The 23,055-nt window shown below is 70.9% G+C and carries 25 protein-coding genes and 1 pseudogene; 13 read left to right on the forward strand and 13 right to left on the reverse strand.

The genetic code is table 11. From position 1 onward, the window contains the following. Positions 1-233: 233 nt before the first annotated feature. Both C471_RS04235 and gatD read right to left on the reverse strand, forming a co-directional pair. Positions 234-725: pseudogene (locus tag C471_RS04235) on the reverse strand (GNAT family N-acetyltransferase); the annotation flags it as partial. Next, positions 722-2,047, reverse strand: coding sequence for a Glu-tRNA(Gln) amidotransferase subunit GatD (gene gatD / locus C471_RS04240; protein ID WP_004046790.1), 1,326 nt, complete (start codon positions 2,045-2,047; stop codon positions 722-724). The pseudogene C471_RS04235 and the gene gatD, both read right to left, overlap by 4 nt. Before the next feature lie 113 nt (positions 2,048-2,160). Here gatD and deoC point away from each other — a divergent pair, with 113 nt between their 5' ends. The 3 genes from deoC (at position 2,161) to C471_RS04255 (ending at position 3,412) form a co-directional block, all read left to right on the forward strand. Continuing rightward, positions 2,161-2,814: a deoxyribose-phosphate aldolase gene (gene deoC, locus C471_RS04245; protein ID WP_004046791.1), complete on the forward strand. Its 654-nt coding sequence runs from the start codon at positions 2,161-2,163 to the stop codon at positions 2,812-2,814. Between the two features lie 91 nt (positions 2,815-2,905). Next, positions 2,906-3,136 carry a hypothetical protein gene (locus C471_RS04250; RefSeq protein WP_004046792.1) on the forward strand — a complete coding sequence of 77 codons (231 nt, stop codon included), beginning with the start codon at positions 2,906-2,908 and terminating at the stop codon, positions 3,134-3,136. A 93-nt stretch (positions 3,137-3,229) separates the two neighbouring features. Continuing rightward, entirely contained in the window at positions 3,230-3,412 is a 183-nt protein-coding gene (locus tag C471_RS04255; RefSeq protein ID WP_004046793.1) for a hypothetical protein, read from the forward strand. 25 nt (positions 3,413-3,437) lie between these two features. On the opposite strand, the gene C471_RS04260 is transcribed toward C471_RS04255, so the two are convergent. The 3 genes from C471_RS04260 to C471_RS04270 are packed head-to-tail and all read right to left on the reverse strand — an operon-like array spanning position 3,438 to position 6,060. Beyond that, positions 3,438-4,238, reverse strand: a complete 801-nt coding sequence (locus tag C471_RS04260) for an ABC transporter ATP-binding protein (RefSeq protein WP_004046794.1) — start codon at positions 4,236-4,238, stop codon at positions 3,438-3,440. Further along, a complete protein-coding gene (locus tag C471_RS04265) occupies positions 4,226-5,029 on the reverse strand; it encodes an ABC transporter permease (RefSeq protein WP_004046795.1) in 804 nt (267 codons plus the stop codon). The genes C471_RS04260 and C471_RS04265 overlap by 13 nt, the downstream gene beginning before the upstream one ends. Next, positions 5,029-6,060 carry an ABC transporter substrate-binding protein gene (locus C471_RS04270; protein WP_004046796.1) on the reverse strand — a complete coding sequence of 344 codons (1,032 nt, stop codon included), beginning with the start codon at positions 6,058-6,060 and terminating at the stop codon, positions 5,029-5,031. Before C471_RS04270 ends, C471_RS04265 begins: the two co-directional genes overlap by 1 nt. 269 nt (positions 6,061-6,329) lie before the next feature. Between C471_RS04270 and C471_RS04275 the strand changes: the two genes are divergently transcribed. Then, positions 6,330-7,241: a 1,4-dihydroxy-2-naphthoyl-CoA synthase gene (locus C471_RS04275; RefSeq protein ID WP_004046797.1), complete on the forward strand. Its 912-nt coding sequence runs from the start codon at positions 6,330-6,332 to the stop codon at positions 7,239-7,241. A 27-nt stretch (positions 7,242-7,268) separates the two neighbouring features. Here the strand turns inward: C471_RS04275 and thiL are convergent, their stop codons facing one another. Beyond that, a complete protein-coding gene (gene thiL / locus C471_RS04280) occupies positions 7,269-8,168 on the reverse strand; it encodes a thiamine-phosphate kinase (protein ID WP_004046798.1) in 900 nt (299 codons plus the stop codon). Between the two features lie 277 nt (positions 8,169-8,445). Between thiL and C471_RS17945 the strand changes: the two genes are divergently transcribed. The 3 genes from C471_RS17945 to aceA are packed head-to-tail and all read left to right on the forward strand — an operon-like array spanning position 8,446 to position 9,955. Then, positions 8,446-8,784: a hypothetical protein gene (locus C471_RS17945; protein WP_004046799.1), complete on the forward strand. Its 339-nt coding sequence runs from the start codon at positions 8,446-8,448 to the stop codon at positions 8,782-8,784. After that, the gene (locus C471_RS18175; protein ID WP_275039931.1) at positions 8,781-8,906 is read left to right on the forward strand and encodes a hypothetical protein; all 126 of its coding nucleotides are present in this window, start codon (positions 8,781-8,783) and stop codon (positions 8,904-8,906) included. The genes C471_RS17945 and C471_RS18175 overlap by 4 nt, the downstream gene beginning before the upstream one ends. A 5-nt stretch (positions 8,907-8,911) precedes the next feature. Further along, a complete protein-coding gene (gene aceA / locus C471_RS04290) occupies positions 8,912-9,955 on the forward strand; it encodes an isocitrate lyase (RefSeq protein WP_004046800.1) in 1,044 nt (347 codons plus the stop codon). A 129-nt stretch (positions 9,956-10,084) separates the two neighbouring features. On the opposite strand, the gene C471_RS04295 is transcribed toward aceA, so the two are convergent. Beyond that, positions 10,085-11,326: a CaiB/BaiF CoA transferase family protein gene (locus C471_RS04295; RefSeq protein WP_004046801.1), complete on the reverse strand. Its 1,242-nt coding sequence runs from the start codon at positions 11,324-11,326 to the stop codon at positions 10,085-10,087. Between the two features lie 189 nt (positions 11,327-11,515). Here C471_RS04295 and C471_RS04300 point away from each other — a divergent pair, with 189 nt between their 5' ends. From C471_RS04300 to C471_RS04315, 4 genes are all read left to right on the forward strand, one after another. Next, on the forward strand, positions 11,516-12,310 hold the full coding sequence (locus C471_RS04300) for an SDR family oxidoreductase (protein ID WP_004046802.1): 795 nt from the start codon (positions 11,516-11,518) through the stop codon (positions 12,308-12,310). A 119-nt stretch (positions 12,311-12,429) separates the two neighbouring features. Further along, positions 12,430-13,353: an AEC family transporter gene (locus C471_RS04305; RefSeq protein ID WP_004046803.1), complete on the forward strand. Its 924-nt coding sequence runs from the start codon at positions 12,430-12,432 to the stop codon at positions 13,351-13,353. An 87-nt stretch (positions 13,354-13,440) separates the two neighbouring features. Beyond that, the gene (locus tag C471_RS04310; protein ID WP_004046804.1) at positions 13,441-13,788 is read left to right on the forward strand and encodes a cupin domain-containing protein; all 348 of its coding nucleotides are present in this window, start codon (positions 13,441-13,443) and stop codon (positions 13,786-13,788) included. Beyond that, entirely contained in the window at positions 13,788-14,672 is an 885-nt protein-coding gene (locus C471_RS04315; RefSeq protein WP_004046805.1) for a fumarylacetoacetate hydrolase family protein, read from the forward strand. Before C471_RS04310 ends, C471_RS04315 begins: the two co-directional genes overlap by 1 nt. A gap of 84 nt (positions 14,673-14,756) precedes the next feature. Here C471_RS04315 and C471_RS17595 read toward each other — a convergent pair whose 3' ends face one another. The 3 genes from C471_RS17595 to arcS all read right to left on the reverse strand — a co-directional run bounded on the left by C471_RS17595 (position 14,757) and on the right by arcS (position 17,720). Next, on the reverse strand, positions 14,757-14,921 hold the full coding sequence (locus C471_RS17595) for a DUF7838 family putative zinc beta-ribbon protein (protein ID WP_004046809.1): 165 nt from the start codon (positions 14,919-14,921) through the stop codon (positions 14,757-14,759). Positions 14,922-14,995: 74 nt separating this feature from the next. Next, positions 14,996-15,691 (reverse strand): helix-turn-helix domain-containing protein, encoded by a 696-nt coding sequence (locus C471_RS04320; RefSeq protein WP_004046812.1) that lies wholly within the window; start codon positions 15,689-15,691, stop codon positions 14,996-14,998. Positions 15,692-15,917: 226 nt separating this feature from the next. Beyond that, positions 15,918-17,720 (reverse strand): archaeosine synthase subunit alpha, encoded by a 1,803-nt coding sequence (arcS, locus tag C471_RS04325; protein WP_004046813.1) that lies wholly within the window; start codon positions 17,718-17,720, stop codon positions 15,918-15,920. A 151-nt stretch (positions 17,721-17,871) separates the two neighbouring features. On the opposite strand from arcS, the gene C471_RS04330 reads away from it, so the two are divergent. Together C471_RS04330 and C471_RS04335 are read left to right on the forward strand one after the other, a co-directional pair. Continuing rightward, the gene (locus C471_RS04330) at positions 17,872-19,047 is read left to right on the forward strand and encodes a sensor histidine kinase (RefSeq protein WP_004046814.1); all 1,176 of its coding nucleotides are present in this window, start codon (positions 17,872-17,874) and stop codon (positions 19,045-19,047) included. A gap of 66 nt (positions 19,048-19,113) precedes the next feature. Further along, positions 19,114-19,560, forward strand: coding sequence for a pyridoxamine 5'-phosphate oxidase family protein (locus C471_RS04335; protein ID WP_004046815.1), 447 nt, complete (start codon positions 19,114-19,116; stop codon positions 19,558-19,560). 47 nt (positions 19,561-19,607) lie between these two features. On the opposite strand, the gene tgtA is transcribed toward C471_RS04335, so the two are convergent. From tgtA to C471_RS04350, 3 genes are all read right to left on the reverse strand, one after another. Then, entirely contained in the window at positions 19,608-21,119 is a 1,512-nt protein-coding gene (gene tgtA, locus C471_RS04340; RefSeq protein ID WP_004046816.1) for a tRNA guanosine(15) transglycosylase TgtA, read from the reverse strand. Positions 21,120-21,188: 69 nt separating this feature from the next. Continuing rightward, positions 21,189-21,971, reverse strand: a complete 783-nt coding sequence (locus C471_RS04345; RefSeq protein ID WP_004046818.1) for a Nif3-like dinuclear metal center hexameric protein — start codon at positions 21,969-21,971, stop codon at positions 21,189-21,191. An 80-nt stretch (positions 21,972-22,051) separates the two neighbouring features. Beyond that, the gene (locus C471_RS04350) at positions 22,052-23,044 is read right to left on the reverse strand and encodes a carbohydrate kinase family protein (protein WP_004046826.1); all 993 of its coding nucleotides are present in this window, start codon (positions 23,042-23,044) and stop codon (positions 22,052-22,054) included. Positions 23,045-23,055: the final 11 nt, after the last annotated feature.

Below are 23,055 nucleotides of genomic sequence, written 5' to 3' on the forward strand. Positions count from 1 at the left end.
CGACACTGCGGTAGCTGTCGCCGAGCCGCCAAAGAAATAGACTCATTCTGAGATTTTTAAAATAAATAGAACGGTGGTGTTCGGGCGGTCGCTATATGTGGGTGGATATATCTAGACGTGTTGCGGTCTGCTACCGACCCCATATAACCTACGTAACTGGCTACCATCGTCAGTATTGTCGACGGCGGGAGGGTAGGGTGTGTTTTGCTGTGTTTACAACACCACCCCCTCTTGAATACCATGTTTCGACACACCGCCGCGCCGCGGTCGCGGGCCCAGTCGAGCGCGGCCTCCGAGAGCGCGGTGCCGACCCCGGCCCCGCGGGCCGCCGGGTCGACGCGGATCCCCTGCCCCCACGCCTCCCACTCGGTGAGCAGGACGCCTTGGATGCAGCCGACGACCGCCTCCGGCTCGCCCGGGGCGGCCGCGCCCGCGCCGTCGCCCTCGACGAGAGTGTCGCCCGGGTCGCGGTCGTCGCGTCCCGCGACCGCGTCGCTCTCGGCGACCGCCGCTGGCGAGAGCGTCGCGACGAAGGTGCCGCTGTCGGAGTCGTCGGAGGCGGCCCACTCCGGGAACACGCGCGGGACGTAGTCGTCGTGGCGCTGGCCCCACGTGTCGCGCGCGAACGCGGCGACCGCGTCGGCGTCGGCGGGGCGGGCCTCGCGGACGACGGGGACGGACGCCGAGTCTGAGGCCGGCGTCGACTCCCCCGCGTCCCCCGTCATCGCCAGGGCTGCGACTCCTCGGTCAGCTCGCCGGCGAGGTCGCGGCCCATCGCCTCGGCGGGGTCGGACAGGTTCGCGAGCGCCCACATCAGCTTCACCTTCGCGGTGCCGGGGAGCGTGTCGCCCGCCTCGACGACGCCCGCGTCGAGCAGGTCGCGGCCGGTGTCGTACACCCGGTCGCAGACGCGGCCCGCGAGACACTGGCTCGTCATCGCGACGACGGTGCCGCTCTCGACCAGCGCCTCGATCCGCGGGATGAGGTCGGTGTGGACGTGGCCGAGCCCGGTCCCCTCGATGACGACGCCGTCCTTGTCGTCGAGGTAGTCCCACGCGGCCGGGTCCATGCCGGGCGTGAACTTGACGAGTTCGACGTCGCCGTCGAGGTCCGGATCGAGGGAGACGTCGGACTCGTCGGCGTCGCCCTCCCCGTCGCCACCGCCCGATTCGCGTCCTCGCGGAAGCGGCTCGCGGACCCAGTCGATCGCGTCGTCCGCGGCGTCGCCGTCGGCGCCCGCCTCGGCTGCGGCCTCGTAGTCGATCCGACCGAGGGGCTCGGCGCCGACCGTCTCGAAGGCGTCGCGGCGGGAGGTGTGGTTCTTCCGGACGCGGGTGCCGCGGTGGAGCGCGCAGGCGTCGTCGGAGGGGCTCGCGTGCATGCAGACCAGCGTCTCGGCGTGGTCGGCCTTCGCGGCCTCGACCGCGCACACCGCGTTCATCACGTTGTCGGAGGAGGGGCGGTCGGCCGAGCGCTGGCTCCCGGTGAACACGATCGGGACCGGCGAGTCGAGCATGAAGGAGAGCGCGGAGGCGGAGTACTGCATCGTGTCGGTGCCATGCATCACGACGACGCCGTCGGCGCCGGCCTCGATCTCCTCGCGCACGGCCTCGGCGAGCTCCCGCCAGATGGCCGGCTCCATGTTCTCCGAGAGGATGTTGGCGACGACGCGCCCGCGGTAGTTCGCGCGCCCGGCCAGGTCGGGAACCGCCCGGAGCACGTCCTCGGCGTCGAACTGGGCGGTGACCGCGCCGGTCCGGTAGTCGACGGTGGAGGCGATGGTCCCGCCGGTGGAGATGAGCGAGACCGTCGGGAGGTCCTCGTCGAAGGTGATCTCGGAGGCCTCGCCGCCGCCCGCGTCGGCGCCGTCGTCAACGTCGCGGGCGCCGGATTCGAGCACTTCGACGTCGGCCTCGTCGCGGTCGATACCGACGTTGTACCCCCCGTCGAGCTTGACGACGAGGTGGTCGCGAGTCGTCGAGGGGAGCAGTACGCCCTCGTTCGTGACGTCCCCGCGGTCGACGCGGACGCGATCTCCCGGTTGCATACCACCGGGTTCCCCTCCGGCGGACTTGAATCCAACCGTTCGGCGGTCCGGGGCGGCGTCGTTTCCGACCCTGACCCAGTACGTCTTTTACCCGCCACCCCGACCGTGAGCGCATGGACCGCGACGAGTTCGCCGCCAGCATCGACCACACCGTGCTCGGGCCGGAGACGACGTGGGGTGACGTGGAGACGGTGCTCGACGGGGCCGCCGACCACGGGATGAACGCCTGCATCCCGCCCTGTTACCTCCCGGAGGCGGCCGACTACGAGAACGCCCCGGAGACGATCGCGACCGTGATCGGGTTCCCGCACGGCCAGCACGCACCCGGGACGAAGCGCGACGAGGCGGTCGCCGCGTGGGACGCCGGCGCCGACGAGATCGACCTCGTGATCAACGTCGGCCGGCTCAAGGCGGGCGAGGACGACGCCGTCGCCGCCGAGATCTCGGACGTGGTCGCCGCGGTGCCGGTCCCGGTGAAAGTGATCATCGAGACCGCCCTTCTGACCGGCGACGAGAAGCGCCGCGCCTGCGAGGCCGCGGTCGACGCCGACGCCGACATGGTGAAGACCTCCACGGGGTTCGCCGACGGCGGCGCCACGGTCCCCGACGTGGAGCTGATGAGCGAGTACCTCCCGGTGAAGGCGTCCGGCGGCGTCGGATCCTACGAAGAGGCGATGGAGATGTTCGACGCCGGCGCGGTCCGGATCGGCGCCTCCTCCGGCGTCGCCATCGTCGAGGGGCACCCCGAGAGCGGGGACGGGAACTAACGCCTCGGTCCGCGACGGACCCGCCAGTCGCGTTCCCCCGCCGTGAGAACGCCGTCCTGTCCATTTATACCTCGAACCCCTACGGGGGCGTATGAGCCATTCCACCGGACCCGGATCGCGCGGACTGGATCTCGACGCGGCGTTCAAGGCGTTCGGCGCGGTGGGCATCCTCATCTCCCTCGCGCTCATCGTCGGCGTGCTCGCGCTGACCGACCCGTTCGGCGAGTTCGTCAGGGCCTCGCCGGCGGTGTTCGGGAGCCTGCTGTCGGCCGGCCTGCTCGGCGCCGTCGGCTACGCGGCCTACGCGCTGCGGCGTCGCTGACCGGAGCTCCGGAACGGACCGAACCGATACCACCGGAACCGCGCGCGGCGAGACGCCGAGAGGTATAACCCCCCGGCGGTCGAACCGGCGGCCATGAGCGACGAGTCGCTTGGGGTCGCGGTCGAACACTTCCTCGACGAGGCCGAGTCCACGCTGGACAGCTACGACCAGGGGTACGCGGACGCCGACGCGACGGTATCGGTGCTCCGAACGCACATCAACGAGCTGGCCGCCGCCGTCGACGACGGCGACGACGGCGACGAAGAGACGGAGTGAGCGGAGACGGGAGCGCCGACTGTCCTCAGGGCCGCGCGCCGATCAGATCCCGCACGCGAGCGACGTGCTCCCCGAAGGCGGGGTCGCCGCGCTCTCGCGGACGCGACACGTCGACGTCGACGATTTCGGCGATGCGCCCGGGCTCGGACGCCATCACCACGATCCGGTCGGCGAGCGTCACCGCCTCGGCCACGTCGTGAGTGACGAACAGGGCGGTCTTGCCGGTCGACGCCCACACGTCGAGCAGCTCGCGCTGCAGCATCTCTCGGGTCTGAGCGTCGACCGCGCCGAACGGCTCGTCCATCAAGAGGAGCTCGGGGTCGACCGCGAGCGACCGCGCGATGGCGACGCGCTGTTTCATCCCGCCCGAGAGCGACTTCGGGTACGAATCCCGGAACTCGGTGAGCCCGACGAGATCGAGCATCTCGTCGACCCGCCGCTCGCGCTCGGCCGCGGACCGGTCGGTCCGTTCGAGTCCGAACCCGACGTTCTCCTCGACGGTGAGCCACGGGAACAGGTGGTACTCCTGGAAGACCACGCCCATGTCGGTCGTGGGGCCGGTGACGGGAGAGCCGGCGACCCTGATCTCCCCGTCCGTGGCCTCGGTGAGCCCGGCGATGATCCGGAACAGCGTCGTCTTCCCGCAGCCGGACGGGCCGACGACGCAGACGAACTCGCCCGACTCGACCGCGAACGACACGTCGTCGAGCGCTCGGACCGGGGTGCCGCCGTCGTCGTACGTCTTGCCGACCGCGTCGACGACGACGCCGGCGGGATCGTCTCCCAGTTCGTCCCCCGACGCGGGTCCGCGGTTCACGCCTGCCATGCTAACACCCGCCGTTGGACCGCGCGGAACGCCACGTCGACGAGGAGGTACATCAGGCTCAACACGAGGATGTACGCGATCGCCCGGTCGACGCGGAGGTTGTTACTCGCGCGCAGAATCTCGCGACCGATGCCCGGCACGGAGAATATCTCGGCGGCGATCACGAGCATCCAACACCGGCCGAGTCCGGTGCGGATCCCGGTTAAGATCCCCGGCAACGACGCCGGAAGCACGACCGACCGAACCATGTCGAGGTCGCCGCGCACGCCCAGCGTCCGCCCCACGTCGATCAGGTCGTCGGAGACCTCCTCGACGGCGCCGTAGCTCGCGTAGAAGTTGATCCAGAACCCGCCGACGGCGATGATGAACGCCGCGCCGGCGTGGTTGAGGCCGAACCACGCGATCGCGAACCCGATCAGCGCCAGCGGCGGTACGGGGCGGAGCACCCGCACCAGCGGGGCCGTCACGTCGTCGAGCAGGCCGCTCCACGCGAGCGCGACGCCGGCGCCCACGCCGAGCCCCGTGCCGGCGATCGTCCCGGGGACCCAGTGCCGAATGCTCGACGCCAGCGCCTCGGGCATCGTCCCCGAGAGGAACTGGCCGCGGAACTCCGCCGCGACCGCGACCGGCGACGGCAACACGATCGGCGGCTGCGTGAGCGAGACGAGGTACCAGAGCACGACGAAGCCGACCAGCCCCGCGAAGCCCCGGAGCAGCCGCCGCGGGTCGTCGAGGCCGAGGCCCGCCTGCAGTCCGCTTCCGTCGAACTCCCGTCCGGTGTCGGTGGCCATCAGAGCGAGTCGTAGACGTCGAAGTCGAAGATCCGGTCGTTCGTGAGCTGTTCGCTGATCTGACCGTTGCTCGCCGCGAACTCCGAGAACACCGGCGTCGCCTCGCTGATGGACGCGGGGTCGGTGACGAAGTTCGACAGCGGCGAGTCGAGCGCCGTCCGCGCCCGGTCGGCGGGCATCCCGATCCCCGACTCGACGTGCTGGGCCGTCGCGTCCGGGCTCTCGCCGATGAACTCGGTCGCGCGGACGTGCTGTTCGAGGAACTGCGCCGCGAGCGGGGAGTCCCGGACCGCGTCGCTCATCAGCGTCACCGCGGCCGGCTGACCGGGGAGGATCTCGGCGGCCGTCCGGAGCATCGTGACGGACGACCCCTCCTCCTGCGCGATCGTCGGCACCGGCTCCATGATGGAGGTCCCGTCGATGTCGCCGCCGTTGATCGCCTGCCAGACGGCGTTGGCGCCGTTTATCTCTCGGATCTCGATGCTGTCGTTCGCCTCGGGGTCGACGCCGGTCTCCCGGAGCCAATAGCGGAGCAGCACGTCGGGGACGCTTCCCTGCGGGAACGTGCCGAACCGGAAGGGACGCCCCCGCTCTTCTTCCCACATCGCGAACGCGTCCGCGCCGTGTTCCTCGAAGGTGTCGTGGAACGAGGACTCGGCCATGATTCCCATCGGCTCGCGGATGTTCGCCGCGGTCACCCGTGCGGGGATGCCGTTGTCGATCACGATCATCGCCGGCACGATCCCGAACATGGCGACGTCGATGTCGCCGCCGGCGAACGCCTGGACGATCGCCGGACCGTCGGTGAACTCTCTGCCGTTTATTTCGGCGTCGATCTCCGAAAAGTACCCCTCGCCCTCCATCACGTACCACTGGAGGTCGGGGTAGATGGGCATGTGCGCGACCGTCAGTTCGTCGAGTCCGTCGCCGCCGTCGCCGCCGTCGAGACAGCCGGCGAGACCGACGGTGGCAGCACCGCCGGCGGCCGCGAGAAAGGACCGCCGCGAGGCTCCTGCGCTTCGCTCGTACATATTAGCTACAGGCGTCGTACGCGGAATACACCCGCGTCACCAGCAACTGGAGCACGTACCGGTGACGACCGACACAGGCCTGATCCCCCGATATATGCGCATGTAACCGTTGTACGGAGCGTTACCCATTCAGAGCATCGTCCGTGTTCAACGCAATAATTGCTTGTTCGGCCGGTGCGATCGCCGGGGGATCTCGATTGCTCGCTGACTCGCAACCAGCCCGCCGCCGACTCGCCGTCGTTTATGAGGCCGCCCGCCAACACGCGCGTATGGTCTCGGAGATCTTCGACCCCGACGCGTGGGAACCGGTCACGGACGAGTTCGACGACATCACCTATCACCGCGGCGTCGACGTGCCGGTCGTCCGGATCGCGTTCGACCGCCCCGAGGTCCGGAACGCGTTCCGGCCCGGCACCGTCGACGAGCTGTACGCCGCGCTCGACCACGCGCGCAAGCAGGCGGACGTGGGCTGCGTGCTGCTCACGGGCAACGGGCCCTCACCCGATGACGGCGGCTGGGCGTTCTGCTCGGGCGGCGACCAGTCGGTGCGCGGCGGCTCCGGCTACGAGTACCGCGACGGCGACGAGGCGGGCGACGAGGACGACCCGCTCGTCAAGGAGGCCCGGGCGGGTCGGCTCCACATCCTCGAAGTCCAGCGGCTGATCCGGTTCATGCCCAAGCCCGTGGTCGCGGTCGTGCCGGGGTGGGCGGTCGGCGGCGGCCACTCGCTGCACGTGGTCTGCGATCTGACCCTCGCCAGCGAGGAGCACGGGAAGTTTCTCCAGACCGACCCCGACGTGGCCTCCTTCGACGGCGGGTTCGGCTCCGCCTACCTCGCGAAGCAGATCGGCCAGAAGAAGGCCCGCGAAGTGTTCTTCCGCGGGAAGACCTACTCCGCCGAGGAGGCCGCGGACATGGGGATGGTCAACGAGGCGATCCCGCACGCGGAGCTGGAAGAGGTCGCGATCGAGTGGGCCGACGAGATGACGAAGAAGTCGCCGACCGCGATGCGGATGCTGAAGTACGCCTTCAACATGACCGACGACGGGATGGTCGGCCAGCAGGTGTTCGCGGGCGAGGCGACCCGCCTAGCGTACATGACCGACGAGGCGCAGGAGGGTCGCGACGCCTTCTTAGAGAAGCGGGAGCCCGAATTTCGCGACTACCCCTGGCACTACTGAGGGGTCCCACCGCCTCCCGTCCGACCCCTACCCGTGCGTGTACCCGCGGTCGGGGAGCGGGTCGCCGTCGGCGGTGACCCCGTCCGCGGCGTCGACGACGCGTCCCACGCGGGTCAGCCCGGCCGGACAGGCCTCGCGGGCGGGCTCGACCGCCTCCTCGGGGACGGCGCAGACGAGCTCGAAGTCCTCGCCGAAGTGCGCGGCCAGCTCGAAGCGCTCGGCCGGCCCCTCCGCGACCGCGTCGACCGCGGGGTGAACCGGGAGGCGGTCGGGGTCCAGCTCGAAGCCGACCTCGCTCGCCTCGGCGAGCTGGTGGAGCGAGCGCGCGATCCCGTCGGAGGAGTCCATCATCGCGGTCGCCCGGTCCGCGAGCGCCAGCCCGTCGGCGACCCTGGGCGTGAACCGGAAGAGGCCGTTGGCGCGCTCGACCGCGTCGTCGCCCCCGTCACCCCGCTCGAACAGCCGGAGCGCGGCCGCGGACCGCCCCCACTCGCCGGTGACGCAGAGCGCGTCGCCGGGGCGCGCACCCGCCCGCGTGACGACGCCCGCGTCGGACGCGTCGCCGATCGCGGTCGAGGCCGTGGTGAACTCGTCGTGGGTGTCGAGGTCGCCGCCGACGTACTCGGCGTCGACCGCCTCGCAGACGTCGACCGCGCCTTCGACGAAGCGGTCGAGTTTCTCGTCGTCGAAGGCGGCGTCGGCGTACACCGCGACCGCCGCGGTCGCCTTCGCCCCCATCGCCGCCACGTCCGAGAGCGACGCGCCGACCGCGCGCCACCCGGCGGTGTATCGCGTCGTCCCGGGCGGGAAATCGGTCCGCTCGTGGAGCATGTCGGTCGTGATCACGGTGCCGTCCACGACCGCGGCGTCGTCGCCCGCGTGCGGGAGGTCGGCCGCGAGCGCCCGGAGCGCGTCTCGCTCGTTCACGATATCGGTGGATCGTATCGGAACGGATTATAAGGGATCGGTCCCGCCGGCACAGGGTCGCTTTCCGGTCTCCCGCACGCGGATTGTGTCCCGTTACCAAGAGCCAATTAAAGGGGTAATACACATTAACGAATATTATCATTATCAATCATTATGTTTATTACCTACCTCCCGCACCTACCGAGTGCAATGACAGTATCCGTACGCGGACACGCAGCACCCCGACGCGTCGACAGCACGATCACTATACGACCGCCGCAACCTCCCACACGACCCGATGACGACACCTGACGACACCACACCCACCGACGACCCGACGAACCGGACGACCCGAACGGCTGATCGAACGCAGAGCGACCGAACGTCGACCGATCGAACGCAGACCGATCGACGCCGCGCCGATCCTTCTCCCCGGACGATCCCCGGGCGCACGCCGATCACCGAAGAGGCGGGCGCCCCGATCGTCCCGACGACACGTCCGACGACCGACGGGTCGACCGCGACCGACACGCCTCGGCGCCCGAGTCCGCCGCCGGCCGAGGGCGAGCGGGACGCGCCGCTGGTCCCCGACCTACGACCGACGCGTCGCCCGCGGACCGACGGGGGGTCGCGATGAGCGCCGTCCCCATGGCGGGGACCGGGCGCGGACCGCGACCGGACTCGACGACGTTCACGCGGCGCGCGACTGACCGGACCGAGCGGACCGAGCAACTCACCGACGACGCGACCACGGAGTGACATCAATGCATCCCAACGAACTCGACGACGACGTCTTCACGAGAGATATCGACAACCCGGCCGGCCGCCGGCTCCGCGAGCTGTTCGAGGAGCAGGACTACACGTTCGCGCCGGGGATCTACCACGCGCTCGACGCCCGCCTCGCCGAGATGGCCGGGCTCGACGCGGCCTACATGAGCGGTTACTCGACCGTCCTCGGCCAGTTCGGCTTCCCCGACCTGGAGATGGTCACCATGAGCGAGATGGTCGAGAACGCCAAGCGCATGGTCGAGGCGACGAACCTGCCCGTCATCGCCGACTGCGACACCGGCTACGGCGGCGTCCACAACGTCCGGCGCGCGGTCCGCGAGTACGAGAAGGCCGGCGTCGCCGCGATCCACATCGAGGACCAGACCTCGCCGAAGCGCTGCGGCCACATCGCGGGCAAGCAGATCGTCTCCCGCGAGGAGGCGCGCTCGCGGTTCGAGGCCGCGGTCGACGCCAAGCAGAGCGAGGACACCGTCATCATCGCTCGCACCGACGCGTACGGCTCCGCCAACGGCGACTGGGAGGAGCACCTCGAACGCGGCCGGATCTACGCCGACGCCGGCGTCGACCTCGTCTGGCCCGAGATGCCCGACCCGTCGCGCGAGGACGCGGTCGAGTACGCCGAGACGATCCACGAGACCCACCCCGACCTGGACCTGGCGTTCAACTACTCCTCCTCGTTCGAGTGGGGCGCCGAGGAGGACCCGCTCACGTTCGAGGAGCTCGGTGACCTGGGCTACCAGTACATCTTCATCACGCTGTACGGGCTCCACTCGGGCGCGCACGCCGCCTACGAGGACTTCGAGAACATCGCGCAGAACGACGAGGAGGCGCAGTTCGACCTCGAAGAGCGGTACATCGGCCACGAGACCGAGAGCCACCACGAGCTCTCCTTCGTCCCGCGGTACCAGGACATCGAGGCCGAGTTCGACCCCGAGGCGCGCAAGCGGCAGGAGGAGTCGGCCGGCTTCACCGAGGACGAGAACGACCCGATCACGGCCGAGGGCAACGACGACGACTAATCCCGGCGCCCGACGACTAATCCCGGCGCCCGACGACTAATCCCGGCGCCCGACGACTAATCCCGGCGCCCGACGACGACGACTAATCCCGGCGCCCGACAATCGGACGACCGAGCGCTCGGCCACCGGTCAGCGGTCCGGAATCGCGCCCCGATTTTTCAACTCGGCGAGGTCGCCGTCGCCGTAGCCGTACTCTCTGAGGACGGCCTCCGTGTGCTCGCCCAGCGAGGGAGGATGCCGCCGAGCCGTCGTCGGCGTCCGCGAGAAGTGCATCGGCGAGCCCGGGACTCGCATCGGTCCGGCGGTCGGGTGGTCGAACTCGGCGACCATCCCCCGCGCGGCCAGCTGCGGGTCGTCGAACACCTCGGCCATGTCGCGGACGGGACTCGCGGGGACACCGTGCTCGCCGAGCCGGTCGAGGGCCTCCGCCGTCGTCAGCTCCGCGAACGCGGCGTCGAGCGCGGGGTCGAGCGCGTCCCGGTTGCGCACGCGCTTCTCGTTGGTCTCGAACCGCTCGTCGGCCAGCAGGTCGGGCCGGTCGAGCGCCTCGCAGAGCCGCGGCCAGAACGCGTCGGACGCGCAGGCGACGACGACGTACCCGTCCCGCGTCTCGAACGCCTGATACGGGGTGATGTTCGGGTGTTTGCTCCCCATCCGTCCCGGCGGCTCGCCGCTCGCGAAGTAGTTCGCCGCCATGTAGCTGGTCCACGCGGCCTGTCCGTCGAGCAGGCTCACGTCGATCTTCTGACCCGCGCCGTCGCCGAGTTCGCGCTCCAAGAGCGCCGCGAGGATCGCCTGCGTCGCGTACATCCCGGCGCCGACGTCGGCGAGCGCGACCCCGATCCTGACCGGCGCGCCGCCCTCCTCGCCCGTGATCGACATGAAGCCGCCGCGCGCCTGCATCATGATGTCGTACGCGGGCTCGTCGCGGTCCGGCCCCCACTCGCCGTACCCGGAGATCGCGCAGTAGATCAGTCCGGGGTTCTCCTCGACGAGGTCCGGGTAGTCGAGGCCCCAGTCGGCCATCTTGCCGACCCGGAAGTTCTCGACGATCACGTCGGCCTCGCAGGCGAGGTCGCGGAACACCGCCCGCCCCGCGTCGCTCGCGAGGTTCAGCTCGACGGAGCGCTTGTTGCGGTTGACGCTGGCGTAGTAGGCGCTCTGCGCGTCGTCGCCCTCGCCGAAGGCCGGCGGGCGCCACGTCCGCGTCTGGTCGCCCTCGCCCGGCCGTTCGACCTTGATCACCTCGGCGCCGAGGTCGCCGAGCTGCATGGTGCAGAACGGCCCCACCAGCACCCGCGAGGCGTCGAGCACGGTGAGCCCGTCGAGCGGTCCCGCGTCGCCCTCGGAGTCGCGCGCCTCACCGACCACGCGGGAGCACCTCCGGAGTCGGTCGCCGTGTCGCGTCCATGCCACCCGACTCGGACGGGCGGGTAATGAGCCTCCCGGCGGACAGGGCGGGAGTCGGCGACATCCCGCCGGCGACGCCCGACGGTGCTCTCGCCGGCGACGCAAGCCGAGTCGCCAACGGTTAAACCACGTCGCGCCGATCGAACCCGTATGGATCTCGACATCGAGGGGAACGTCGCGCTGACGACGGCATCGAGCAGCGGCCTCGGCTTCGCGTCCGCCAAAGCGCTCGTCCGCGAGGGCGCGAACGTGGTCATCAACGGCCGCGACGCCGACCGCCTCGCCGAGGCGAAGGCGGACCTGGAAGCGGAGGCGGCCGGCGACGCCAGCGTCGTCGCCGTCGAGGGCGACATCACGGACCCGGACGACCTCGACCGGCTGGTCGAGACGACGCTCGACGAGTTCGGCCGGCTCGACCACCTCGTCACGTCCGCGGGGGGACCGCCGTCGGGCGCGTTCCTCGACACCGACGACGAGGACTGGGAGGAGGCGTACGAGCTGCTCGTGATGAGCGTCGTCCGGCTCGCGCGGAAGTGCGCCGAGCCCCTCGCCGACGGCGACGGCGGCACCATCGTCACCGTCGCCTCGCGGTCGGTGAAGGAGGCGATCGACGGGCTGGTGCTCTCGAACTCGGTGCGGATGAGCGTCGTCGGGTTAGAGAAGACGCTCTCGAAAGAGCTCGGCCCGGACGTGCGCGCGAACGCGGTGCTCCCCGGCTCCCACGAGACGAGCCGGATCCGGGAGCTGATCGATCAGGCGATCGAGCGCGGCGAGTACGACTCCTACGAGGAGGGGCTCGCCGACTGGGTGGACAACCCCCTCGACCGCATCGGCGACCCGATCGAGCTCGGGAACACCGTCGCGTTCCTCTCCTCGCCCAAGTCCGGGTACGTGAACGGGCAGGCGATCGTCATCGACGGCGGGGGCGGGAGCTCGAACCTGTAGCCGTCGCGTCGCTTTCTGTAGCCGGCGGGTCATTTTCCGTAGCCGTCGCGTCGCTTTCTCGTCCCGCGCCCGCCCGCTTTCGCAACCGTCAACCGGCGGGATCGCCACGGTCAGCGTAGATGGAGGTCCTCGTCCGGCTCTCGGGGCTGCTCGCGCTGCTGCTCACGGGAACGGGACTCCGGCGCGTCGGCGTCCTCGACGCGGACCGCACGGAGCTGCTCAACCAGACCGCGTACTACGTCGCGCTCCCGGCGCTCGTGTTCGTCGCGACCTACGACCAGTCGATCGGCGACGTGGTCTCGTGGGAGCTGTTCGTCGGCGTCGTCGCCGCGCTGCTCGGGACCGCGCTCGTCGCGTCCGTCGTCCACCGGAACCGGTCGCCGACGGCCCGCCGCAGCGTCGCGGTCGTCCAGTCGTACCACTCCAACCTGGGCTACCTCGGCGTCCCGCTCGTCGCCGTGACGTTCGACGCCGAGGTGACCGCGATCGCGAGCGTCATCCTGGGGATCGGCGCGCTGGTGCAGGTGCCGCTGACGGTGATCCTGTTGGTGTCGATGAACGGGACGAACGCCGATGGCGCGCTGGGACGACACCTCAAGTCGCTCGCGGGCAACCCCGTCCTCATCGCGCTCGTCGCCGGCATGGCGATCGGGGGGTTCCAGCTCGGCGTCCCGACCGCGGCCGCGACCGCCCTCGACTGGGTGGGGTCGCTGGCGCTCCCGCTCGCGCTGTTGTGCGTCGGCGCCACCCTGCAGGTCGACTCCTCGACGATCGACCGCGGAGCGACCGCCTCGGTGGTCGCGCTCAAGGTGGCGTGTATGCCCGCCATCGCGTGGGGCGTCCTCTCGCTGCTCGGCGTCAACGCCGCGACGTTCACCGCCGGTGTCGTGATGCTCGGGACGCCGACGGCGGTGTCGACGTACGTGTTCGCGACCGAACTCGGCGGCGACGCCGAGTTCGCCTCGCTGAACGTGTTCGTCACGACGGTCGCGTCGGTCGCGTCGCTGACCCTCCTGATCGAGCTGGTCGGGACGGCGGTGTAGGGAGCCGGGATCAACCGCGGGCCCCGTCCAGCCGCCCGTCCCGCCGCGACCCGAACCGATTTGATCCGGGGCGCCCACGGACGACCCATGGAACACGTCGCGTTCGACGACGCGGAGACGTACGAGCCGGACGACGGGTGGGCGCGCGCCGCGCTGGCGGGCAGCGACCGGTTCTCCTTCGAGTGGTTCGAGAAGCCGGCGGGCCACTCCTCGCCGATGCACGACCACGAGAACGAGCAGGTGTGCGTCTGTCTGGAGGGCGAGCTCGTCGTCCACACGGAGGAAGAGACCGTCGCGTTGGAACAGTACGACTCGGTGCACCTCGACGCGTGGGAGTCGCACCGCGTCGAGAACCGGACCGACGAGCGCGCGGTCGGCCTCGACGTGTTCGCCCCGGGGCGCGGCTTCGACTTCTGGACGGACCGGGAGGAGTGATGACGGGGGACACATCGGGTTCGGCGTCGGGGACAGGCGGCGCAGAGACGACCAGGCTCGCCCGGACCGTCGAGGGACGGCCGCTGCTCGGCGACGGGGACGGCTTCGTCCCGCTCGGGGCTGCCGGGATCGACGGGGTCGACGACGCGCTCGGCGAGGCGTGCGGAGCGGAGGCGTTCGCGGGGTCGGTGCTACCCTCGATCGATGACCTCCCCGCGACCCGGACGCCGACGGAGCGGCTCTCGTTCGGCGTCCCGTTCGACCCCGGGAAGCTCTGGGGGATCGGGCTCAACTACGCCGACCACGCGGACGACCTCGACGCGGTCCGGCCCGCGGAGCCCGCGAGTTTCATGCGGCCGGCGACGGCGCTGACCGCGCCCGGCGGTCCGATCCGGCTGCCGCCGACCGAGGAGGCCTCTCGAGTCACGGCCGAGGCGGAGCTGGGGCTCGTGATCGGTCGGACCTGCACCGGCGTCGACGAGAGCGAGTTCGGGAGGGTGGTCGCCGGGGTCGTCCCCGTCATCGACGTGACCGCCGAGGACGTGCTCCAGCGCAATCCGCGGTTCCTCACGCGGGCGAAGAGCTACGACACGTTCCTCGTCGTCGGGCCGTGGGTGTCGGCCCCGGTCAGCGTCGACCGGCTCGCGGGGACGGCGGTCCGGACCGTGATCAACGGCGAAACGGTCGCGGAGAACACCGTCGACCGGATGCTGTTCCCGCCCAAAGAGCTCGTCGGCGTCCACTCGCGCGTGATGACGCTGGAGCGCGGCGACCTCATCTCGACAGGGACGCCCGGCGCGGGCGTGATCGAGGCCGGCGACACGGTCCGTACGGAGGTCGACGGCGTAGGGGTGCTGGAGGCCGACGTGGTCGGCGGCGAGTGAGGGGAGAAACCGGGGAGGGGAGGAGCGGTTCGGTCGCGGGAACGGGGCGTGCGGGGCGGTGCGGGGCGAAGCGGCGGCCGAGCGTCAGGCCGGCAGCGTGTCGATCCCGTTGATCGCCACGTAGCCGTACCCGCACTCCGGGCAGCGCCACTTCGTCTTCTCGCCGAGGTGGAGGGTCATCGCCGCGGTCCGGTAGAACGACTGAGCCTCTCCGCACGAGGGACAGTCCACGTCCTTTTCGAGCGCCATGTGCGCGGATCCGTCCGGCGCGGTTTTGAAGCTACTGATTCGGTGTCCCTCCCGTCTCACCTGAGCCCGCTCGGTTACGTCCGTCTGAGGGTCATGGCGATGAGCTTCTGTTCGGCGGTCCGAAGGTGCTGATGGAACGTCGGCGGGGAGATGTCGAACCGCTCGGCGAGCTCTTCGGCGGTGACTTCCCGCGGCCAGTCGTAGTACCCGGCCTCGTGGGCCGTTTCGATGATATCTCGCTGCCGATCGGTCAGATCGTCGTCGAGGGCCGCCCGGAGACACCGCTGCCCGAAGATCGGCGTCCTGTAGGATTGCCCTCGTTTGCGCGTCAGTTCGGCGTCCGAGTAGGCGTCGAGGAACCGATCGACTATCGTCCCGGCGTCCTCGGACGGCGGTACCTCTGCGCCGATGGTGCCGCTCCCGCCGCTCGCTTCGACGGTGCGGGGGAGCGCGCCCGCTTCACCGAGAAAGACCGCCGGGCAGTGGTCGTCCACGACGAACTCGAACAACCCCCCGTCCTCGAACCGTTCGACGAGGGTCCCGTCGGCCGACGGATGGTCGCGGGCGAGCGAGAGGACGGTCTCGGGTTCGACGTCGCTGATCGAGAAGAACTCGGCGTAGCTTCCCCCGCCCCGGGGAACGAACTCTCGCAGCTGCGTCTCCCCGCCTTCCAGCGCGGACACCGCGACGAACGGGTGAGTGGGGCTCGAGAGGGAGAATTCGACGTACGTCACCCGCTCTTCCGTCCGTGAGTGAGTCTGGGACGCCATGTGGTAACAATTCCATGCGCCCGATTTTACTCTTCCCCTCACACGGAGCGGGGGGAACGCCCAATCCGGACGCGGCAGCGGTCGGGTAAAAGCGGCGTCGCGGTGTCGGAGAGGGCCGGAACGGACGAGTGTCAGCTGTGTGCCTCTGACGGTAACACCGTGTGGCTCCGTCCGGATAGTCGCACTCCCTAATCGATTAGGTTGGGGGCCGGCGACGGCGATCGGTTCACTTCTCGTCGACGTGTCGGACCTCGCTGGCGACGCCGCGCGTCGACTCGACCATCTCCGGGCCGGACATCTCGGCGCGCCCCACGGCGAACGCCCTCGGCCCCTCGATGACGACCTCGTCGCCGACGCGGATATCGTCGTCCGCGTCGACGACGCCCGGTGCGAGGACGGAGCCGTGCGGGACGAACGGGTCGATCTCGACCCGCTTGGTCGGGGCGTCGCTCTCGGCCCAGCGGCGCGCGCCGGCCAGGGTAAAGGAGAGAGTGCCGTACTGCGGCACCATCGTCGCGAGCTGTTCGCCCGGCTCGCCCTCGCGCCCGGCGTCGGGGTCGTCGCCCCACACCTGGAGCTTGGGGTAGCGCCCGGTGGTCCGGATGTCGGCCTCGCCCGGCCCGCCGAACAGGTCGTCGCCGGCGCCGTCGCCGAGCAGGTAGTCGGCGAGCGCCCGGACCGTGTTGTGCTCGCGCTCCCGCTTGCTGTAGGCGGGTTCACCCTGGAGGGCCGCGTTCAGCTCCCCGAGCGACTCGTCGCTCGTCGGGTGGCCGACGCAGGTGTACTCGAACGGAATATCGATCGCGGGGTCCGCCTCGACGCGCTCGCAGATCTCGCGGTAGCCGTGGTCGGGGACGTGCGCGACGACCCGGGAGTAGTCGTTCCGCTCCAGGTACCGCCGCAGCACCTCGGCGACGAACTGGGTCTCGTCTTCGCTCCAGTCGCCGGTGACGACCGCGTCGTAGTGCTGGGCGGGGTAGGTCGTCTCCAGCTCCTGGGGCACCACGCCGATCGGCGAGGTCATCGAGACGGTGTGGCCGCGCCACTGGATCGCGTCGTGGAACTGCCGGTGGCTCTGGGAGTCGCTGTATGGCTTGGTCGCCGAGCAGGGCACCAACACGAGCGGTTGGTCGGAAAAGCGGTTCCGATACCGACTCGTCACGCGGTCGGCGAACCGCCGGATCTCGACGCGGTCGAGCGTCTCCGCGGTCGCAGCGGTCACCTCGGCGTCGCGCATGAGCGGCGTCCGCTCCTCCAGGTACCCCCACTGGTCGTCGAACTCGCGGAACGCGGCCGTGAGCCACTGTTCGTGGCGTGTCTGCCCCTCGATGTAGTCCCGCAGGCGACCCGCCCGGATCCGCTCGCGTACGCGGCGGAGCTCGGCGCGGAGGGCGTTGACGTTGTGCTCGGCGCAGTCGGCGCGCGTGAACTCCTCGCGAGGCGTCGCGCAGGCCGGACAGGCGCACGGCAGCTCGTCGAGGTCCTCCAGGAAGTGCTCGGCGTCGGCGGTGCAGTACATCCCCTGCGTCCCCTTCGTCCGCGCGAGCGTCGCGTCCACGAGGTCGACGCCGGCGTACGCGAGGAGCGCGACGTTCCGGGGCGTGGCGACGCCCGACAGCGTGAGGGCGGTGTCGGCCGGCAGGGATTCCTTCGCGGCGACGATGGCGTCGCGGAACGCCTCGCCGTGGCCGACGAACCCGGACGCGTCGGCGAGGACGTACGCGTCGGCACCCACGTCGCGGGCGCTCTCGCTGTCGACGACCGCGGCGGCGGGGTAGTCGACGTCGGGGTGATCGACCGCGAACGACTCGCGGACCTCCTCGCGGGTGCCCGCGGGGAACGCGCGGTGCGGCAGGACGGTGAGCGACGCCTCGTCGCCGTCGGGGATCCGTCGGTCCCCGGCCCAGAGGCTGCCCGCGTCCGTGAGAAACGGGTCCGCGAGCGCCGGCGTCGTCACCGAGTCGGCGAGCCGGAGCTCCCCGAGTCGGGCGGCGCCGTCGCGCTCGTGGACCTCGAAGTAGTCGGTCATACCTCCCCTCGCTCGGGGACGGTCAATTCTCTTGTGTTCCGCGGCCGCGGGCGACCCCGGAGGGGGAGAGGCCCCGATTCGCGTTCTCCGATATTCACCGTCGATACTCGCGTGCGAATCGTTTTATCCGACCCGAGCGTCTCCGGACTGGATGACAGGACGGTACGACACGCGGGACGCCGGAGAGGGGCGACTGCGGGAGCTGCTGGTGGCGCTCGGGGTCGTCGACCCGGATCACGTCTCCGAGGAGCCGGATGGGGGAGTCGCCCGTGGGGCCGCCGCGCTGTTCGTCTCGCTTTCCGGGTTCGCGCTGCTGATTCCGAACGTGACCCCGCTGATCTCGGGCGGCGAACCCCCGATCGGGATCGTCCTCTCGGTGCTGGGGACCGTGCTCTCGGTCGCGCTGGTGGTCGTCGGCGGGCTCTTATACCGGAGTACGTTCACGACGCGCAACGCGGTCCGGATCGCCGTCTGGAGCCTCTTCGGGATCGTCGTGCTCGGCGGGATCATGCTCGGGATCATCCGGTATCAGGCGCAGCTCGGCACGCCGATGATCGCGCCCACGTTCACCGTCGCGAAGGTGCTCGCGATCGGCGCGGTCGCGCACGTGATCATCGGCGTCTACGACGCCCGGCGGGTCCGCGCCCAACAGCTCGCCAAGGAGCAGCGCCGCGTCTCCGTGCTGAACCGGATGATCCGACACAACCTCCGGAACGAGACGACGGTGCTCGGCGGCCACGCGTCGCTCATCGCCGAGGGCGTCGACGACCCTGAGCTCCGCGACTCTGCCGAGGCGGTGGCGAAGAGCGCCGCGGTGATCGGCGGGCTCGCGGAGGACGCGAAGCGCTTGCAGTCGGCCTTCGAGCGCCGCCCCGACGAGCGCGAGCCGGTGCCCGTCGAGCCGCTGATCGAGGACGCCGCAGAGGCCGCCCGCGACGCCGGCGCCGAGACCGTCTCGGTCGACGTGGAATCCTGCGCCGCGCTGGCCGACGACCGGCTCGCGACCGCGGTCGAGGAGCTCGCGACGAACGCGCCCGACCACGGCGCGGACGCGGTCGAGCTGTCGGCCCGCGAGGTCGACGGCGACGTGGAGATCACCGTCGCCGACGACGGGCCCGGGATCCACGAGGCGGAGAGCCGCGTGATCACCGGGCGAGACCCGGAGACGCAGTTGGAGCACGCGAGCGGACTCGGGCTCTGGATCGTCCGGGCGACCGCCGACGCGTTCGACGGGTGGCTGTCGATCGAGACGACGCGCGCCGACGACGCGGGCGCGAGCGACGACGAGACCGGCACGACGGTGACGATGGGGATCCCGGCGGCGTAGAGGGGGATGATGCGCCGCGACCGTTCTCGGCCGAACCGTTAGGGTCACGGCGCTCTGACGACGCCTATGGACATAACCGGCCCGTGGGACCGCGAGCGCGTCGACGAGTTCCTCGACGGAGCGAAGATTCCGGTCCGCGTCGGCTGTCGCACCCCGAGCGACGCCCCGTGGATCGTCTCGCTGTGGTTCTCGTGGGACGGCGCAGTCAACTGCGCGACGAGCGCGAGCGCCGACCTCGCCGACTTCCTCGCGCACGACGACCGCGTCTCCTTCGAGGTGTCGACGAACGATCCGCCGTACAAGGGCGTCAGAGGACGGGGGCGCGCGGCGGTGACGCCAGACCCGGACAAGGAGTTGCTCCGCGACCTGTTGGAGCGGTACCTCGGCGGCGTCGACAACCCCACCGGAGATCGGCTCCTCCGGCCGGAGCGCGAGGAGGTCCGGGTGCGGATCGAGCCGGAGCGGCTCCACTCGTGGGACTACAGCGAGCGGATGGGCGCGGCCGAGCGCTGACCGCGAGGCGGGCGCGATCGGGGGAGGTCTCGGAGCGGCTCCCGACCTCAGCGACCGAGGTGTCGGAGGTTCTCCGTCTCGACACCGTCCGGCACCGCGTCGAGCGCGCGCGGCACCCAGTCGTCGTGACCGAGGGTGAGTTCGGCGTCGGGGTTGGACTCGGCGAGGCTCGCGACGCCCTCGGCGGCCGCGACCTGCGCCGCGCCGTCGACCCGCTCGGGGACCTCCGCGGTGAGCGGGTACGTCTCGGAGAGTGCGCGCGGGAACGGGCCGAACGGGGGTTTCACCCGCCACACCGCGTCGTAGTCGTGGTTCGAGGGAGCGTCCGACTCGGTGAGGAGGAGCCGGTCGGGGACCGCGAGCCGCGAGAGCCGGTCGTGGTGGCGCCGGACCTCGGGACGGCGGGCCGACTCGTGGGAGGTGTAGAAGAACGCGTCCTTCGAGACCGGGTCCGTCCGCTCCAGCTCGTCGGCGTGGTCGAGGAGGGTCCGGAGCCCGTCGAGCATCGCGGGGTGGCCGCGGGCGCGGCGGTCGACGAGCTGGAGGAGGTTCCCGGACCGGATCGCGGCCTTCACGCGCCGCAGCTCCTCGAACGTGACGTGGAGGTTGTGCTCGGCGAGGAGCTCCTCCGCGGACCGGTCCGTCCCGTCGGTGTCGTCCTCGCCGCTCCCGTCCAGCTCGCGGAGTTCCGCGGGCGTGTGATCGGCGCAGACGGGACACGAGCAGGGGAAGTACTCCATGTCCTCGAGGTGTTCGGTCCCCGAGACCGTCAGATAGCGACCGTCGCGCGCCATCAGCGCGTAGGCCGCGGAGTCGAACAGGTCGCAGCCCGCGGCGACCGCCAGCGCGAGCATCATCGGGTGGCCGGCGCCGAACAGGTGGACCGGCGCGTCGGGGTCGAGCCCGCGCTTGGCCGCCCGCACCGCCTCGACGACCTCGGCGTAGCGGTAGGAGTTCAGCAGCGGGACCATCGCGCCGACGGGGAACACGTCCAGACCGGTCGCGCTCGCGTGGCGGCCCGCCTCCTCGCGCAGGTCCGGGAACGTCGACCCCTGCACGGGGGCGTTGACGAGCATCTCGCCCGTCTCCGCGGCCTCGGCGTCCGCGAGGGCCGTCTTCGTGGTCGCCAGTTCGCGCTCGGCGCGCTCGCGGTCGACGTCGGGCGGCGTGGGCACGTCGACCGGGGTGGCCACGTCGCTACCGATCTCGCGCTGGAACTCGATGATCTCCTCGGTGGTCACGTCGATGTCGCCGTACTCGGCCAGCTGGAAGGAGCCGGAGTCGGTCATGATCGCGCCGTCGAACCCGAGGAACTCGTGGAGCCCCTGATCGAGGACGCGGCCGCGGATCCGGTCGGTGCTCCGGATGATGTAGGAGTTGGTGATCAGCATCTCCGCGCCGAACTCCTCGGCGAGCCGCCGCGGCTCGATCGTGAGGACGTTGGGGTTGACGACCGGCAGGAGCGCCGGCGTCTCGACGGTCACCCCGGCGCGGGGGACCTCCAGCCGGCCGATCCGCCCGGCGGCGTCGTGGTCCCGGATCTCGAAGTGATCGCGCATACCCGGAGTGCGGGGACGCGGGCGGTAAGGGTTGCGTTCGGGGGCGACCCGGAAAGCCCGACCGCCGCCCTACAGCCCCGTCGGGTGACTCACGTACGTCGTCTCCACGCCCCACTCCTCGGTCAGCGCCTGCAGCGACCGAACGCCGAACGTCTCGGTCGCGTAGTGGCCGGCCAGGAAGACGGTGACCCCGGCCTCGCGCGCGTCGTGGTACACCTGCCCCTTCCCCTCGCCCGTGACCAAGGCGTCGGCGCCCGCCTCGACCGCCTCGTCGAGCCAGTCGGTCCCGGAGCCGGTGACGACCGCGACCCGTTCGATCTCGTCGGGGCCGAAGTCGATGACCTGCGTCGGCGATTCCTCACCCTCGCCCCCCGGCTGGCCCTCGAACGCGTCGAGCGTCTCGCGGACCGACGCGGCCGACCGCGGCGCGTCCGTCTCGCCGATCGTCCCGATCGTGACCGGCCCGATCTCGCCGAACGGCTCCCGGTCGTCGAGGTCGAGTTCCGCCGCGACGCCGGCGGCGTTGCCGAGGTCGGGGTGGCCGTCGAGCGGGAGGTGCGAGACGTATAAGGAGATGTCGTGTGCCGCGAGCGCCGCGACCCGGTCGTAGGTCCGTCCCGTGACGCGGTCGATCCCGCCCCACGAGATCCCGTGGTGGACGACGAGGGCGTCGGCGCCCGCGTCGGCCGCGGCCTCGATCGTCGCGTCCGCTGCGTCGACCGCGAAGGCGACGCGCTCGATCTCCCCTCGGTCTGACCCCACCTGTAACCCGTTCGCGCTGGCGTCGACGTCGGCGTACGCGGCCGTGTCGAGCCGGTCGTCGAGTCGTCGCACGTACTCGGAGCGCTCCATACTGACGCGTGCGGCGGGCGGGAGATAAAGCGCGCGGCTCCGATCGGTCGGCGGCTCGCCGACCGGTTCCCCGCCGACCGCTACGCCCGCTCAGCGAGGAACGCCTCGACGGCCTCGCGGTCGGGGAGCGCCGTCATCCCCCCGCGGTCTCGCACCGAGAGCGCGGCCGTCGCGTTGGCGAACGCGAGCGCGTCGGCGAGGTCGGTCTCGGCCGCCGTGGAGGGAGTGGTTCCGTCCGTCCGCGCGGCCAACCGGCGTATCAGCCCGGAGGTGAACGCGTCTCCCGCACCGGTCGCGTCGACCGCCTCGACCCGGAATCCCCCGTGGCGCGCGGTCGTCTCGCCCCACGGCGCCGCGTCCATGCTCGCCGCGACCGCACCTTCGGAGCCGAGGGTGACGACCGCCGTGTGGGGCCCGAAATCAAGCAGATCGCGGGCCAGATCCTCGCCCTCGCGCGACGAGATGCCGGTCGCCGCCACGTCCTCGTCGCTGGCGAACGCCACGTCGGTGTCCCCGAGGATGTCGCGAATCGCCTCGACCACCGCGTCGCGATCCCCCTCGGGGACCAGGTCCGGACGGTAGTTCACGTCGAACGAGACCGTGCAGCCGCGCTCGTCGGCCACGGCCGCCACCTCGCGCATCGCCGTCCGGCCCCTCGGGTGCGTCAGGGCGACGCCCCCGACGTGGACCCACGAGGCGGACGCCAGCGCGTCGGTCGGGACCGCGTCGGGATCGAACCCGAACGTCACGTCTCGGGAGCCGTAAAAGCGGAACCGTCGACCGTCGACGCCGGGGGGCGAGACCACCGCGAGGGTGGTGTTGCCGCCGACGCGCCGGGAGAGGGCGTCCGGGACGCCCTCCTCGTCGAGCGTCTCTCGGAGGAAGTCGCCGAAGGGGTCGTCGCCGAGCCGGGTCCAGAACGCCGGCGGCGCGCCGAGCCGCGAGAGCCCGACCGCGACGTTGGCCGGGGCGCCGCCCGGGCGGTGCGTGAAGCCGTCCACGTCGCGCAGCGTCTCGCCGGCCCCGGGAAGCAGGTCGACGAGCGTCTCTCCCGCCACGAGGATGTCGGTCATGCGTAGAAGGA

It is taken from the genome of Halorubrum saccharovorum DSM 1137 (genome assembly GCF_000337915.1).
Taxonomy (GTDB): Archaea; Halobacteriota; Halobacteria; order Halobacteriales; family Haloferacaceae; genus Halorubrum; species Halorubrum saccharovorum.